The 14,839-nt window shown below is 65.5% G+C and carries 14 protein-coding genes and 1 rRNA gene; 11 read left to right on the plus strand and 4 right to left on the minus strand.

The features are described 5' to 3' along the window. Nucleotides 1-148 precede the first annotated feature (148 nt). Together rrf and NO360_RS07655 are read left to right on the plus strand one after the other, a co-directional pair. A 5S ribosomal RNA gene (gene rrf, locus NO360_RS07650) occupies nucleotides 149-270 on the plus strand. A 278-nt stretch (nucleotides 271-548) separates the two neighbouring features. Further along, a complete protein-coding gene (locus NO360_RS07655) occupies nucleotides 549-2,309 on the plus strand; it encodes a hypothetical protein (protein ID WP_256307150.1) in 1,761 nt (586 codons plus the stop codon). A gap of 8 nt (nucleotides 2,310-2,317) precedes the next feature. On the opposite strand, the gene NO360_RS07660 is transcribed toward NO360_RS07655, so the two are convergent. Together NO360_RS07660 and NO360_RS07665 are read right to left on the minus strand one after the other, a co-directional pair. After that, a complete protein-coding gene (locus NO360_RS07660) occupies nucleotides 2,318-2,899 on the minus strand; it encodes a hypothetical protein (RefSeq protein ID WP_256307152.1) in 582 nt (193 codons plus the stop codon). Beyond that, the gene (locus tag NO360_RS07665) at nucleotides 2,896-3,291 is read right to left on the minus strand and encodes a DUF8124 family protein (RefSeq protein WP_305149158.1); all 396 of its coding nucleotides are present in this window, start codon (nucleotides 3,289-3,291) and stop codon (nucleotides 2,896-2,898) included. The genes NO360_RS07660 and NO360_RS07665 overlap by 4 nt, the downstream gene beginning before the upstream one ends. A 158-nt stretch (nucleotides 3,292-3,449) precedes the next feature. Here NO360_RS07665 and NO360_RS07670 point away from each other — a divergent pair, with 158 nt between their 5' ends. The 3 genes from NO360_RS07670 to NO360_RS07680 all read left to right on the plus strand — a co-directional run bounded on the left by NO360_RS07670 (nucleotide 3,450) and on the right by NO360_RS07680 (nucleotide 7,394). Further along, nucleotides 3,450-4,640, plus strand: coding sequence for a redox-regulated ATPase YchF (locus tag NO360_RS07670; protein WP_256307154.1), 1,191 nt, complete (start codon nucleotides 3,450-3,452; stop codon nucleotides 4,638-4,640). A 133-nt stretch (nucleotides 4,641-4,773) separates the two neighbouring features. Next, on the plus strand, nucleotides 4,774-5,373 hold the full coding sequence (locus tag NO360_RS07675; RefSeq protein ID WP_256307156.1) for a cyclodeaminase/cyclohydrolase family protein: 600 nt from the start codon (nucleotides 4,774-4,776) through the stop codon (nucleotides 5,371-5,373). Nucleotides 5,374-5,528: 155 nt separating this feature from the next. After that, the gene (locus NO360_RS07680; protein ID WP_256307158.1) at nucleotides 5,529-7,394 is read left to right on the plus strand and encodes a hybrid sensor histidine kinase/response regulator; all 1,866 of its coding nucleotides are present in this window, start codon (nucleotides 5,529-5,531) and stop codon (nucleotides 7,392-7,394) included. 96 nt (nucleotides 7,395-7,490) lie between these two features. Here the strand turns inward: NO360_RS07680 and NO360_RS07685 are convergent, their stop codons facing one another. Both NO360_RS07685 and NO360_RS07690 read right to left on the minus strand, forming a co-directional pair. Continuing rightward, entirely contained in the window at nucleotides 7,491-8,507 is a 1,017-nt protein-coding gene (locus NO360_RS07685) for a hypothetical protein (RefSeq protein WP_256307160.1), read from the minus strand. 52 nt (nucleotides 8,508-8,559) lie between these two features. Next, a complete protein-coding gene (locus NO360_RS07690; RefSeq protein ID WP_256307162.1) occupies nucleotides 8,560-9,009 on the minus strand; it encodes a universal stress protein in 450 nt (149 codons plus the stop codon). Between the two features lie 515 nt (nucleotides 9,010-9,524). Between NO360_RS07690 and NO360_RS07695 the strand changes: the two genes are divergently transcribed. From NO360_RS07695 to NO360_RS07720, 6 genes are all read left to right on the plus strand, one after another. Next, on the plus strand, nucleotides 9,525-10,307 hold the full coding sequence (locus NO360_RS07695) for an ABC transporter ATP-binding protein (protein ID WP_256307164.1): 783 nt from the start codon (nucleotides 9,525-9,527) through the stop codon (nucleotides 10,305-10,307). Between the two features lie 2 nt (nucleotides 10,308-10,309). Beyond that, complete coding sequence (locus tag NO360_RS07700) at nucleotides 10,310-11,101, plus strand: ABC transporter permease (protein WP_256307166.1); 792 nt, start codon at nucleotides 10,310-10,312, stop codon at nucleotides 11,099-11,101. Then, complete coding sequence (locus tag NO360_RS07705; protein WP_256307168.1) at nucleotides 11,092-11,877, plus strand: ABC transporter permease; 786 nt, start codon at nucleotides 11,092-11,094, stop codon at nucleotides 11,875-11,877. Before NO360_RS07700 ends, NO360_RS07705 begins: the two co-directional genes overlap by 10 nt. 361 nt (nucleotides 11,878-12,238) lie before the next feature. Further along, nucleotides 12,239-13,327: an amidohydrolase family protein gene (locus tag NO360_RS07710; protein WP_256307170.1), complete on the plus strand. Its 1,089-nt coding sequence runs from the start codon at nucleotides 12,239-12,241 to the stop codon at nucleotides 13,325-13,327. Beyond that, complete coding sequence (locus NO360_RS07715) at nucleotides 13,324-13,701, plus strand: Rieske (2Fe-2S) protein (protein ID WP_256307171.1); 378 nt, start codon at nucleotides 13,324-13,326, stop codon at nucleotides 13,699-13,701. The genes NO360_RS07710 and NO360_RS07715 overlap by 4 nt, the downstream gene beginning before the upstream one ends. 127 nt (nucleotides 13,702-13,828) lie before the next feature. Further along, entirely contained in the window at nucleotides 13,829-14,839 is a 1,011-nt protein-coding gene (locus NO360_RS07720) for a malate dehydrogenase (RefSeq protein WP_256307173.1), read from the plus strand.

Below are 14,839 nucleotides of genomic sequence, written 5' to 3' on the forward strand. Positions count from 1 at the left end.
CACTACAGTCCACTCGATGGACGGGTTCAGGCGGAAACTGGATTGCGCGCGTTTCAATGGTTACCGTACGTCACGGAAGCCGGAACCGACGACGGTCACTCTCACGTTGAAAGACGGGGAGTGGGGGTTCGAGTCCCCCAGTCGGCGTTAAGGCGGCCAGAGCGGCAGGGTTCCACCCGTACCCATCCCGAACACGGAAGTTAAGCCTGCCAGCGTGTCAGCAAGTACTGGAGTGAGCGATCCTCTGGGAACACTGGCTCGCCGCCTCCCACTCATACCACACACTCGCGCCCGCGAGACACCGCGTCTCGTGGGCGCGCTTCATTTCGAACCGGGACCGATAGTTCCGACTCAGACACAAGAGCGCGCGCGAACGACAGTTCCGGCAACCCCCCGTTCTGATCGCGGGCAGTCGCGACGAACCGTCTCAACTGGCGCTAACTCGGCGGGCCGGAGACAGTTAATCCGATTAAATCGGGTTAATCGGGCGGAAGACGGCCTGAGCGAGTTCCCTTTTTATGTAGCAACTGTCGCAAGGAGCGGACGCAATGAACGGAAAGCGAACAGTCACGATCGCTCTGGTGATCGCAGTCGTCGGGATGGCCGCGTTCCCGATGGCCGCGAGCGCGGCGACCCTCTCGGTTGCCGTCGACCAGCAACCCGAGACGGGCGAGGCGGTCGTCACAGTCACGGACAACGAAACGGCAGTCGAGAACGCCACGGTCGAAGTGACGTCCGAGTCGGCGTACGCCGGCAACGGCACGTACGAGACGGACGCGGACGGGGTCGTCACCCTGCCCAACCCGAACGAGACGGTGACGGTGCAGGTGAACGCGACGGCCGACAACGCGACCGTCAGTAGCGACGTGGAACTGGTCTCCCACGATGAGTCCCTCGAAGTGTCCGCGAGCCAGGCCGACGACGGCACGGCCGCGGTGACCGTCACGCAGTACGACGAGGCGGTCGAGAACGCCACGGTCGAGATCTCGTCGGAGGCGAACTACAGCGGTATCGGAACGTACGAGACGGACGAAAGCGGCGTAGTCGACCTGCCTGAACCCAACGAGACGGTGACGGTGCAGGTGGACGCGACCGCCAACGGCGTGAACGCGAGTAGCGAGGACGAACTCGTCCCGCTCGAAGAGTCTCTGGACCTCGCCGTGAGTCAGGCCGACGACGGCACGGTGACCGCGACGGTCACCCAGTACGGCGATGCGGTCGAGAGCGCGACCGTCGAGGCCGAGGGTGAGAACAACTACTCGGCGACGGGGACGACCGACGAGAACGGAACCGCGACGCTCGAACAGCCCGAAGACGATCAGGACGTGACCGTGACCGCGCAGTTCGATAACCGGAGCGCGGAGACGACCGTCGAACTCGACGGCTCCGCCCAGCTCGAAGTCGACGCCGACCAGCGAGCGGACGGCGTCCTCGTGGCGGTGTCGCACGGTTCCGATGCGGTATCGAACGCGACGGTCGACGTCGAGGTCGAGGGTGACGGCGACTACTCGGGAACGGGAACCTACGCGACCGACGCCGACGGCGAGGTCGCCCTCCCGCTGCCCCAGGAGAACGTCACGATCGGCGTGACTGCGACGGCCGACAACGAGACGGCGACGACGACGGCTGACCTGACTGTCGAGTTCGTCGAGGAGGCGGGTCCCTTCGGTCAGGCCGTCTCGCAGTTCGTCAGCGCGCTGCAGTCAGCCGGTTTCGACGGGCCGCCGGGACAGGCGATCTCGGACTTCGTGACCGGAAACAACCCCGGTAACGCCGACGACGCGCCCGGGCAATCCGGCGAGTCGCCCGGTCAGTCGGGCGATGCTCCGGGCAGTGATGCCGACGAGGACGACGATCGCGACGACGACGAAGACGGTGAGGAGAGCGAAAACGAGACCGACACCGAGAACGAGGACGACGCCCCTGGACGGTCCGGTGACGCGCCCGGACGGTCCGACGATGCACCGGGCCGGGACGACGCCGGTGACGAAGACGACGGTGACGAGGCCGAAGGCGAGGACGGTCCCGCCGCGAACGGCGGACCCGGCAACGGTAACGGGAACGCCCCGGCGAATCCCGGGGAGCGCGGCGGTCCTGACGACGGTGACGACACCGACGAAGACGACGCGGCGGAGCGCGAGGAATCCGAGGAAGACGAGGCCGACGACGATTCGGAGGCGGAAGCGGACGAAAGCGAGGAAACCGAGACAGAGGACGACGATGACGAGAACGAAGCCGACGACGACGGCGACGAGGAGGAGTCGGACGGCGCGCCGGGTAACTCCGGGAACGCCCCCGGTCGCAACTAACTGAGCACCTATTCTCGCGGTTCGTTCGGCTTTTCGGCCTCGCTTCGGATCGATTCGTAACTGTTCTCGCCCGCGGTGCGAGAGTCGGCGAGTCGCTCGTGAGGGACGCCCGACCGCGACGCGACGGTCTCGACGTCGGTCTCGAACCGTCGGAGCGCGAGCCGTGCCCCGACTACGACGAGTTCCGACTGGGGATCGCCGCCCGGAACCCACGCGTTGGAGTCGATCGCCGCCGTACTGGTCGCTCCGAGCGCCCGCACGACGAGAGTGCTCACGAGCGCCGCGCCGAGGCGGTCGGCACCGACCGCCTCGGCCGGGTCCGACCCCGGTCGGGACGGCTCCGCTCCCGTACGGAGAGTCGACGACTCAGACTCGCCGCGGGCGTCGTCGCTGGTGATCGCGCTCCCGTCTCGGTGCGTGTCCCGATACGGCCCGTCCCCGCGCGTTCCGTCTCGATCCGCACCCGCGCTCTCGTCGACGCGAACACGTTCCAGCGCGCCGGCGAGCGCGAAGTAGCGACGGGCGTCGACGTCATCGACGAGAGCGCGTTCGGCCGCGGCGTCGACGACGGCTCGGAGTGCGTCAGTCACGACTCGACAGCGGGCTCGCGGAACTCCGTCTCGACGACCGTTTCGTCGGGGTGAAGCGTGACGCGACCCAGCGTGACGGTGTCCCCGACGGATGCCTCCCGTGCGATGCCGCGGAGCGTCGCCTCCCGGTCTAAGCGATCCCAGACGGTGCGCTCGACGAGGCGCTGGAACGCGTCGGGGTCCGTCCATCCGGAGTCGATGTCGGCGGGAACGTGGACGACGAACTGGAACTCGGCTTCGGTGACGTGGATTCCGACGCCGAAGGTGTCGCCGTCGCGTGCGCTGTCCTCGCCATCGTGCACCTCGTCTCCGCCGTCGATTTCGCCGCCTCCGCCGTCGGTACGGATCGATCCGTCCCCGTCGCCGCCGCGACGATTCTCGGTGTCGCCCATACGTGCTCGTTGGCCGCCGCGGTGAAATACCCTGTCGATGGCGTCGTGACCCGGCGACGTGAGATCCCGGCTATGCCGACGCGTTGTGCTATGTCACCACCTCACGACGAAGCGCCGGATAGGACGGTTTTTGGGCGACGACCGACTGCGAGAAATCAATGAGCTACAAGATCGGACTCGTCGGCAAGCCCTCCGTCGGCAAGTCCTCCTTCTTCAACGCGGCGACGATGAACGACGTGCCCGAGGGCGCGTACCCGTTCACGACCATCGATCCCTCCGTCGGCGAGGCGTACGTCCGCGTCGACTGCGCCGCGCCCGAGTTCGACGAGACGTGTACCCCTTCCGTGGGCTTTTGCGACGACGGCACGCGGTTCGTCCCGGTGAAACTCGTCGACGTCGCCGGGCTCATTCCCGGCGCGCACGAGGGCAAGGGGCTCGGAAACCAGTTTCTCACCGACCTCAACGAGGCGGACGTGCTCGTCCACGTCGTCGACTTCTCCGGCGAGACGGACCTCGAAGGCGAGCCGACCGAGGACCACGACCCCCGCGAGGACATCGACTTCCTCGAAAACGAACTCGATATGTGGTATCTCGACGTCTTAGAGAAGGGAATCGAGCGGTACCGCTCGGGGTACGAGGGCGAGGAGAAGAAGGTCGAAGCGGACCTCGCAGAGCAGATGTCCGCGTTCAAGACGAACAAGGACGAGATCAAACAGATCCTGCTCGCGACCGACGCGGGACTCGACCCCGACGAGTGGGACGAAGAGACCAAAGCCCGCGTCGCCCGCGAGATCAGAAAGCGGACGAAGCCAATCGTGATCGCGGCGAACAAGATGGACAAGCCGGCAGCCCAGGAACACTACGACGCCGTGACCTCGGACCCCGACTACGACCATCTGACGTTCGTCCCCACGAGCGCGCACGCGGAGAAAGCACTGAAGCAGGCCGAAGAGGCAGGTGTCGTCGACTACCAGCCCGGGAGTGCGGAGTTCGATATCGTCGGCGAGCCCTCCGAGGAGCAGGCCGCAGGCCTCGAACAGATCCGCGAGTACGTCGAGGCGTTCGACGGAACGGGCGTTCAGGACGTCCTCGAATCCGCGCTGTTCGACGTGATGGGTGCGATCGCGATCTTCCCGGGAAGCGCGAACGGTCGCAGCGATTCCCAGGGCGTCTTTCGCGACTGCTTTATCCTCCCGGCGGAGTCGACGACCGAGGACTTCGCGTACCACCTCCACTCGGACATCGGCGACGGACTCCTGCACGGGATCGACTGCCGCTCGGAGCGTCAGGTCGGCTCCGATCACGAACTCGGCCATCGCGACGTCGTCGAGATCGTCACGACGAACTGATCGACGGCCGGGCCACCGACCTCGACAGCCGGTCAGCCCGCTGACCCCGACGACCGGCGGGTCCGCGGTTCCTGCGTGGAGGCGACGATCCGTTCGCCCGGACCTTCTTGACCGCCGAGACCCCAGCGTGGCTATGAGCTACGACGACGTCCGGATCGGAAGGTTTCTCGACGACGTCGCCTCCGCGCGAGTCGCGCCGGCGGGCGGCACCGTCGTCGCCGTCGCCGGCGCGATGGGGGCGGCGCTGTGTGAGATGGCCTGCGTCCACACGATCAACGCGCGTGAGGCAGACGACGGAGATGAGGGCGCTGCGCCGGAGCGGTCGTTCGAGGACCTTCGCGAGGACTTCGCCCGGCAGCGACGCAGGCTGTTGGCGCTCGCGGACCAGGACGCGACGCTCGTCGACGACCTGTTCGGCGGCGACGCGAGCGAACCGACCGAGCGGCTCGAAAAGCGCGCCACGGGAATCCCGCTCGCGACCGCGGAGGCGTCCCTGATCGTCCTGGAAGAGGCGGCCGTCGTCGTCGATCGCGGGCGGTCCGGAGTCGTCGCCGACGCGAGGGCGGGAGCGTACCTCGCCGACGCCACGCTTCGGGCGTCGCTTTCGACCGTTCGAGTGAACGCGACCGCGCTCTCGGACCGTCCGTTCGCCGAGACGATGACTGAACGTGCCGACACCCTCGCGAAGTCGGCCGCGGCGGTTCGTCGCGACGTCTTGCAGGACGGCCGTTAGGGCGGGTGTGTGACGAAGCTGGTGGCGACTTCCCTCGCTGGCGCTCCGGTCGGAGCTTCGAAATCTCCGCCCAGCGGACCGCACGACAGCGATTAACGAAGTTCGGCTGACACGATAGGAACGCCTAAGAGGGCCCCGACCGGTGAGAGTAGACAATGGACGGTCTGATTCGCGTTCTCTACGTCGAATCCGATCCGCAGTTCCGAGCGCTGACGACCGAATCGCTACAGCGGGCGAGCGATGCCATCGAAGTCGTGTCCGAACCGAGTCCCGACGACGGACTCGCGACGATCCGAAACGGCGAGATCGACTGCGTCGTCGCCGACCACGAGTTCGCGGAGACGACCGGTCTCGAACTGCTCGACGCGGTTCGAGAGGAGTATCCGGACCTCCCGTTCATCCTCTTTACCGGAACCGGCTCGGAGGCGGTCGCGAGCAAAGCGATTTCGGCGGGCGTAACCGACTACCTCCAGAAGCGAGGCTCTGCAGAACAGTACGCCGTCCTCGCGAACCGGATCGAGAACGCCGTGGAACGACGGCGTGCGGATCGGCGGGCCGAACACCAGAAACGACGGCTCGAAACCCTCATCAGCAACCTCCCGGGCATCGTCTATCGGTGTCGAAACGAGCCCGGATGGCCGATGGAGTACGTCGCGGGCGAGAGCGAGGCTCTCGTCGGCTACCCCGCGGAGGCACTGGCAGACAACGAGGTGAACTGGGGCGAAGAGGTGCTGTACCCCGACGATCGGGAACGGGCGTGGGAGGAGGTCCAGGCGGCGATCGACCGGGGAGAGCCGTTCGAGTGCACGTACCGCGTCGTGACTCGCGACGGGGACGTCCGATGGATGTGGGAGCGCGGTCGTCCCGTAACCGACTCGGGTACCGATGTCGGCGTCGAACCGATCAACGGCGCCGACTCGGGCGACGGCGACGACTCGACTGCCGACGGTCGGACGGTGGCCCTCGAAGGCTTCATCACCGACGTTACCGACTCGAAACGTCGCGAACGGGCACTCGAGCGGAGCGAACGGCGGTTCCGCGCGATCTTCGACGATCCGAACCTGTTGGTCGGGCTTCTCGACACCGACGGCCGGATCGAGGAGGTCAATCGAACCGCGGTCGAGTACGCGGGTGTCGACCCTGCGGACGTGATCGGCGAGGACTTCTGGGAGACGCCCTGGTGGACTGCGGAGATGCGCGAGGACGTCAGAGAGTGGGTGCAACTCGCCGTCGACGGGGAGTACGTGAGCTACGAGGCCACGCACCCGAACCCTCGGGGCGACCCGATCACCGTTCAGGGGTTCTTCAGGCCGGTGACGGACGACGCCGGGTCCGTGACGGCGATCGTGGTGTCCGCGCGTGACGTCACCGCGCGACGGGAGCGAGAGGAGAAACTCGAGCGGCAGTACGAGCGACTCGACGAGTTCGCGAGTTTCGTCTCGCACGACTTTCAGAGCCCGATTGCGGCGGCTCGCGGCCGACTGGAACTGGCCCGGGAGACGGACGACGACACCCACGTCGAACGGGCGCTCGACGCCGTCGAACGGATCGACGAACTCCGGTCCGACCTCGTCGAAACCCTCCGGAGCGGGGAGATCGTCTCGGAGCCGGCGATCCTCACCGTCGAGGACGTTCTCGAAACGGTCTGGGAAACGGTGGACCCGCCGGCGGCGGCCTCGTTGCGGATCGACGGGACGATCGAGATCGCAGCCGACGGCGAGGCGCTCCAGCGACTCCTGGAGAACTTCGTCCGGAACTCCGTCGAGCACGGCGGGGACGACGTCGACGTTCGCGTCGGCGAGGCCGACGGCGGGTTCTATTACGAGGACTCCGGTCCGGGGATCGATCCGGAGCGCCGCCCCCGAGTGTTCGCGCCGGGGTTCTCGACGAAACGCGACGACGACGGGACTGGGATGGGGCTCGCGAGCGTCAGGCAGATCGTGTCCGCACACGGCTGGGACATCGACATCGGGGACGCACAGCGGCTGGACGGCGTTCGATTCGAGATTCACACGGAGTGAGGTGACGACGGCCGCTCCTCGTTCAGACTCCCTTTCTCGTCCGTCGTCGTTTCCGGCAGTCCTCGCCCCGACTGCCTGCCGTCCGGTCGTCGCCGTTCACTCCCGGAACTGGAGTCGGGCCTCGTAGTACCCGTCGTCGTACCGGATCAAGCGGGATTCGTCGGGGTCGACACCGGCGTCCTTTTCGACGTTCCCGTCCAGGTACGGCCGCCGGTGAATCGCGCGAAGGACGGCCTCGTAGGCGTCCGAGTAGGGGAACGACTCGCTGTAGCCGTCTCCCTCCGCGGCCCGGAGTATGTCGTTGGCCTCCTCGGAGAGAGCGGATCGCGAGACGCGCGCCTCGAGGTGGCCGGCGCGGAGCACTCGCTCCATCTCCTCGGGTGAGCTCGCGACCGGTTCGACGATCGCTCGATAGACGGCCTCGTGGAACCGCTCCCGCGACACGTCGATCCGGTACCGTCGGTCGCGGTAGCGGACGAACGAGGGGGCGTCGTCCGCCAGCAGTTCGCTCGTCTCGACGGCAGTTTCGTCGCGGTAGACGTATCCGCCGCGCTGCACCAGTCCCCACGGGGCGCCGCCGCTGTTCCCGCGGGCCCGGGCGGCGAGGTGCGCGACGTGGACCGCAGTCGCGTCACTTTCGGGAAGCCGATCGGCGTCGACGACGTCGTCGGGGCTATCGTCGTCATCGGAGCTATCGCCGTCGTCGGCGGTCCCCGCTCCCGCCGAGGACGCCGTCGGGTAGAGCCGCAGCACCGGTCGGGTCGTCTCGACTTCGTCGACGGCGACGGAGCCGAGCCGGTAATACGTCCCCTCGGACTCCGCGTACTTCGGGTCGTCGGGGGTCGAATAGAACGGTTTCCGGTACTGCGTGGTGTACGCCTCGCCGTCGAGCGTCGCCTCGAACGCCGCCTCGTCCCACCGGATCCGGGTTTCTTCGAGGTCGACCACGAAATCCTCCCGGAGAGTGCTTCCACGCCGGGTCAGCATCAGTTCGAGGACGCGGCTATCGTCGTCTGCACCACCTCGGTCGAACACGCCGAGACAGCCGGCAGACGCGGCGAGAGCGGCCGTTGCTATCGAGCCGACGAACCGTCGTCTGGAGGGTTCTGACATCGGGACCGTTCTCGCTTTCACGTCCAGACACAAAAACCGGACTGGTCGACGCTCAGGACGTGATGGGTGTCTTGACCACCGTTACCGGCATCTCCGCGAGACGGAGAACGCGGTCGGTGACGCTCCCGAGCAGGCTCCGGTACTCGTCGGGGCGCCGCCGGGTTCCGAGCACCACGAGGTCCACGCCGGCCTCGCGGGCGAACTCGACGATGGTTTCCGGGGGTTGCCCGTGCTCGATGTGGCCTTCGACGTCGACACCACGTTCGGCCGCTCGTTCGGACACCGACGCGATGGCCTCCTCGCCGACCTCCTCGAGGCCGTGCTCCGGCCCTTCCCGGCCGTCGACGTACTCGTCACCGCTGTAAGCGTCGTAGACGTCGCTGTCGACGACGTACAGGACGTGCAGCGTGGCGTCGTGGTGTGCGGCCAGTTCGATCGCGTGTTCGGTCGCTCTGTCGGACGCGGTCTCTCCGCCTGTCGCGAGTAGTATGTTCTCGAACATACGAGTGCCTACGTCCCCCAACACGAAAAATGTCGGTGTGGGTGAAAATTTGGACGACGAGCGAATAAACTAAAACTTTGTTTTACTGCACTAATAAAGTAGAACACTATTTTTGAAGCGTTCAATCCGGATATTATCACACTTTCAATTTGATATTCGAATTACTATAAAACTATATAGCTGTTTTATATTCCTGAGGCGGTCTCTCTCGACTCTCGTTTCCGGTCGATGAGACGTCGCCGCGTAAGGAAGGCTTTTGTAGGATGGATGCTGTAACGGCATTATGTTACGTGGTACCAATAGCGGTCCACGGCGGCCGACCGCGATATCGACCCGGGAGTCACTGAAACTGGACGTCTCCGGTGGCTATCCCAGACCGGAGTTCAGGGTGTCACGGTATCAAGGAAACTGCGGCGACAGACGGAGATCTCAATGAGCACGCACGACAGCGGCGACGGCGGCGAACGGACAGCAGACCAGCACAGTCGATGCGCATCCGGAAGGGTGATCGGATGATGGACGGACGCGTCACGATATCCGAACTGGAGAAGGTGTACGGTGAGGGCCCAGAGCGGACCAAGGCGATCGAGAACCTCTCCTTCGAGGTCGAGGGCGGCGAGTTCGTCAGCGTCGTCGGGCCGAGCGGGTGCGGCAAGAGTACGCTCTTGTACCTCATCGCGGGCTTTCTCGACGTCACCTCGGGGACCATCGCCGTCGACGACGAACCGATCGACGGTCCCGGGACCGACCGCGGGGTCGTGTTCCAAGACTACGCGCTGTTCCCCTGGCGGACCGTCTTCGAGAACGTCACGTACGGTCTCGAGGAGGACGGCGTTCCGAAGGAAGAACGACAGAGCATCGCGCAGAAGTACATCGACCTGGTCGACCTCGACGGCTTCGAGGACAAGTACCCCAAAGAGCTCTCCGGCGGGATGAAACAGCGCGTCGGCATCGCCCGGACGCTCGCCTACGAGCCGAAGATCCTGCTGATGGACGAGCCGTTCGGCGCGCTCGACCAGCCCCTTCGCGAGGCGCTCCAAGACCAACTGCGGGACATCTGGGACGACCTCGGGAAGACGATCGTGTTCATCACCCACGACGTCGAGGAGGCCGTCTACCTCTCCGAGCGCGTGCTGATTATGACGCGACACCCCGGGACGAAGAAGACGGTCACGGAGGTCGGCCTGGACCGCTCGGGCACGCGGGAGGACATCGTCACCTCCGACGCCTTCGCCGATTACAAAAACTCCGTCTGGAAGTCCCTCCACGAAGAGACCCAAACGGAGGTGAAGTTGTAACCGTGCGACACGCGACTTCACGCCGTATCGAGGGGCTTCCGGCACCCGTCCAGGGCGTCGCCCAGACGCTCGTCGACTGGATCCCGCTCGGCATCCTCGTCGTGCTCTGGGAGATCGCGAGCGGTACGGTCGTCGCGGAGGCGGTCCTTCCCCCACCGACCATCGTTGCGAGCCGCATCACGGATCTCGTCGTCACCGGCGAGGTGTTCTCTCACCTGTTCATCTCGCTGTTCCGAATCGGCGTCGGGCTGGGATTGAGCATCTCCATCGGGGTGCTCCTCGGGATCGGGATGGCCCGTTCGGACCCCGTCGAGAACTTCTTCGACATCTTCCTCTCGATGACCTACCCCATCCCGAAGACGGCGCTGGTTCCGCTCGCGATCCTGTGGCTCGGCGTCGGCACCGAAGCGGCGATCCTCATCGTGTTCCTCGCGTGCCTGCTTCCCATCGTGCTGAACTCCTACAACGCGGCCGTCGACGTCGATCAAAACCTCGTCTGGTCGGCGCAGATGATGGGGACGGGCGAACGCGAGATGCTGTACAAGGTGGTCTTTCCGGCGACGATCCCGGAGATTATGACGGGGATCAGACAGGCGGTCCCAATCGCGTTCATCGCGCTTGTGAGTGCCGAACTCATCGCGTCGAACCAGGGCATCGGCTACCTGATCCTCACGTCCGGACAGATCGGCAACTACCCGACGATGTTCGCGAACATCGTCATCATCTCCGCGGTCGCGTTCGCCGCGGTCCGTGGCTTCGAGGAGACGCGTAACAGGGTGTTAGTATGGACGTAACCGCAGACGCCGAGGGCGAATTCGACCTGTCGCGGTTCATCGACATCGGGAAGTCCATCTACTCGCTCGTGATCCTCCTCGTCCTCTGGGAGATCGTCGGCCAACTCGGACTGATCCACTACTACTTCCTGCCGCCGCTGTCGGCGATCATCGCGCGGTTCGTCGAACTGACGATGTCCGGTGAGATGCTGTACAACGCGTATCTGACCCTCTATCGGGCGCTCATCGGGCTCGCCATCGCATCGGTCTTCGGCGTGATCGTCGGCGTCCTCTCGGCGCGAAACGACCTCGTCGATTGGTTCTTCGATCCGATCATCAAGATCGGCTATCCCATCCCGATCATCTCGCTCATCCCGGTGTTTATGCTCTGGTTCGGGATCGGCGACCTCTCGAAGATCATTATGGTCGCCGTCGGTACGTTCTGGCCCGTCGCCGTCAACGCGCGCGACAGCACGCGACAGGTCCAGACGAACCTCATCTGGTCGGCGCAGATGATGGGTACCGGCGACCGCCGACTCCTCTGGCGCGTGATTATGCCGGCGGCGCTGCCCGGTATCCTGACCGGCTTTCAGATCGCGATGCCGCTGTCGCTTATCATCACGTTCGTCTTCGAGATGGTCGCCGGCGGTGGCGGACTCGGGGCCCTCGAGATTCAGGGCGTCCGGTCCTTCCAGTCCGAGCAGGTCTACGCCGCGATTATCGCGATTATGTTCATCGGTATCGGCCTCGACAGACTGCTCCGGATCACCCGAAATCGGCTCCTCCACTGGACGTAGGCGGCCGATCAGTTTCTGACTGACTTCGATCGGGATCGCCAATTTCTCGCTCGCTCCGGCGACCGTCTCCGCGTTCGTGCCGCCGTCGCTTTCGGTCAGTATTCTCGGTTCCCGCCGCCGTCGTGCGGATCGATCGACCTTCGACCCCGATTTCTGCTATGGTCCGACGCGCGACACATTTCTGCCGCGGCCCGATGCTCGACGCCGCGCGTTTGCGGCTCGTCGAATCTCTCGACGGCACAAAAACCTAAATGGATGTACATCAAAGACTCCCTTGTATGCCAACGACTCTCAGTCACGGCTGGACGGTCTGTGAGAGCCCTCCGACGGCGGTAACTGACCCGACTGGAGGAGCGCGACGATGATCGACGCGGCCGAGGAGCGGGTCGTCGACTGCGACTGGCACTATCAGGACTCGTTCAAGGAAGTCGCGGAGTACATGCCGGAACCGTGGAACACGAAGTACAAGAACAGCAACTGGGACGACGCCGGGGTGAAACAGAACCTCAGTTCGTTCTTCCCCACGTCGACGGGCGACAGACAGAATTACGGCAAGGTGCTGCGGGAGCACTCGAACTACCCCGACGAACCCGAGGAGCCGGAACGCGTCCGCGAGGGGATGGACTTCCTCGATATCGACATCTCCCTGCAGATCTCGCATCTCATCCTCGCGATGGGCGGGGTCAACGCCGACGACGAGCGCATCCAGGCGTTCACCGAAGCGTACGTCGAGTATATGTTGGCGGAGGTGCTGGACCCCGACGACGGCGTCTACGGTCTCGCGCCGGTCCCGTACGGCGACATCGACGCCTCACTTCGGATCCTCGATCGCGTCGAGGACGAGGAGGCGTTCGTGGGAGCGTGCTTCGTCACGGCGGGGGCGAGCCCGCCGCTCGGCAATCGGAAGTACGATCCGATCTACGAGCGCTGCGAAGATATGGACCTCCCGGTGGTCTATCACACGGGCGGGTCGGGACTCGACGAGTACGTCCGCGCCGGATACCAGGAAATGATCGAGACCCACACGCTCGGATTCCTCGAATCGAATATGTCCCAGATCGTCAGCGTCGCCTGCCAGGGCGTCCCCGAGAAGTACCCCGACCTCGACATCGTCTTTATGGAGTCGGGCGTCACCTACATACCCGGCTTGGTGAGTCGTCTCGACGAGGAGTACCTCAAGCGCCCCGAAGAAGCGCCGCTGCTGGACACCCGCCCCAGCGAGTACATCACGGACTTCTACTTCGGGACCCAACCGCTGGAGATCTCCGCCCGCAACGATCTGCTCGAACTCTGCTTCGATATGATCGGCACGGACAGACTCCTGTACGCTTCGGACTACCCGCACTGGGACTTCGACAGCCCCTCGGTCATCAACGACCTGCCGATGCTCGACGACGACGACCGCCGCGCGATTCTCGCCGGCAACGCGATGGAGGTGTTCGGGGTATGAGCGCCGACGGTCTCGTCGAGGTCGGCCCTGCGAATGAGTTCGACGACGGCGACCACGCACTCGTCGAGGTCGGCCGCGCGGAGGTCGGCGTGATCAAGGCGGAGGGCGAGTTCTACGCGATGCGGAACCAGTGTCCGCACGACGGCGGCCCGGTCTGCAAGGGGAACGTCCAGCGCGAACTCGTCGGCGAGTTCACCGGGACGGGCGAGCGCATCGACCAGCACTACAGCGACAACTGCATCGTCTCCTGCCCGTGGCACGGGTGGTCCTTCGAGTTGGAGACGGGCAAGCACATCGGAGACGATCGGATCAGGGTTCCGACGTACGACGTCGTCGTCGAGGACGGCGTGGTGTACGTCGACAGCGGCGACTAACCCCGGCCGATCTGGGGCCGGAGCGTCGCTCGGCGGTGCGGTTCCCCGATCGTCGGAGTTCCTCCCGAGCCGCCGACGGTCGACTCCCCGGGACAATCTACTTGTGTGCGAACGGTGAGCTATCGGTATGCACGTCGCGATCATCGGCGGCGCGAGCACCATCGGTTCGACCGTCGCCTACACGCTCGCCGGATTGGCACCGACCGTCGACGTCTCGCTCGTCGACATCAACGAGGGTGCCGCGTGGGCGCACGCGAAAGACGTCTCCCACGCGAGTTACCACTTCTCGAACGCGCCCGGAGAGACGGTTTCCGGCGACGATATCGGGACTGTGCAATCCGCGACCCCCGACGACCTGGCGGACCTGGACCCGGATCTCATCGTGTTCAACGCCGCAGCGCCGCAACCGGAGGACGCGACCGACCGCGGCGCGCGGGATGCCGAACTCGACCGGAACCTCTCGATCGTCGAAGACGTCGCCGAGGACCTCCGCCCGCTGGATCCGACGCCCCTGCTCGTCGTGACGAACCCGATCGACCGCCTCGTCTATCAGTTCTACTCGCTTCTGGAGTGGCCGCGCCGCTGCTTCCTGGGGTACTCGCTCTCGGAGACGGCCCGCGTCGCCGACGCGCTCGGGTCGGAACTGGGCGTGCACCCCAACGACGTCTACTGTCCGATGATGGGCGAGCACGGCGAACACGTCGTCCCGATCCTCTCGCGGGCGCGCGTCGGCGGCGACGCGGTAGCGACCGACGACCTCGACCGCGACGAGATCCGGGAGTACGTCCTCGACATCCCCTTCGACATCGCGAAGGAGCGCGGCGTCGACGAGACCTCCCGATGGGTGACGAGCGCCGGCGTCACGCGGGTGATCCGGTCGGTTATGGCCGGGTCGACCGCCGGCGGCGACGACCCGCGCGGGCGGCTCGGCGAGCCGTTCTGCCTCTCGACGCCCCTGGATGGCGAGTACGGGTTCGAGGATCTCGCGCTCAGCGTGCCGGTGGACCTCGACGAGGGCGGCGTCGACGAGATTCACGAGTGGGACCTCGCCGCCGAGGAAGCCGACGAACTCGCGGTCGCGGCCGATGCGGTTCGGACGGACCTCGAACGGATCGGCGCGAAGGGATACGACAGCTGA

This window comes from Halobellus litoreus (genome assembly GCF_024464595.1).
GTDB classification, from domain to species: domain Archaea; phylum Halobacteriota; class Halobacteria; order Halobacteriales; family Haloferacaceae; genus Haloquadratum; species Haloquadratum litoreum.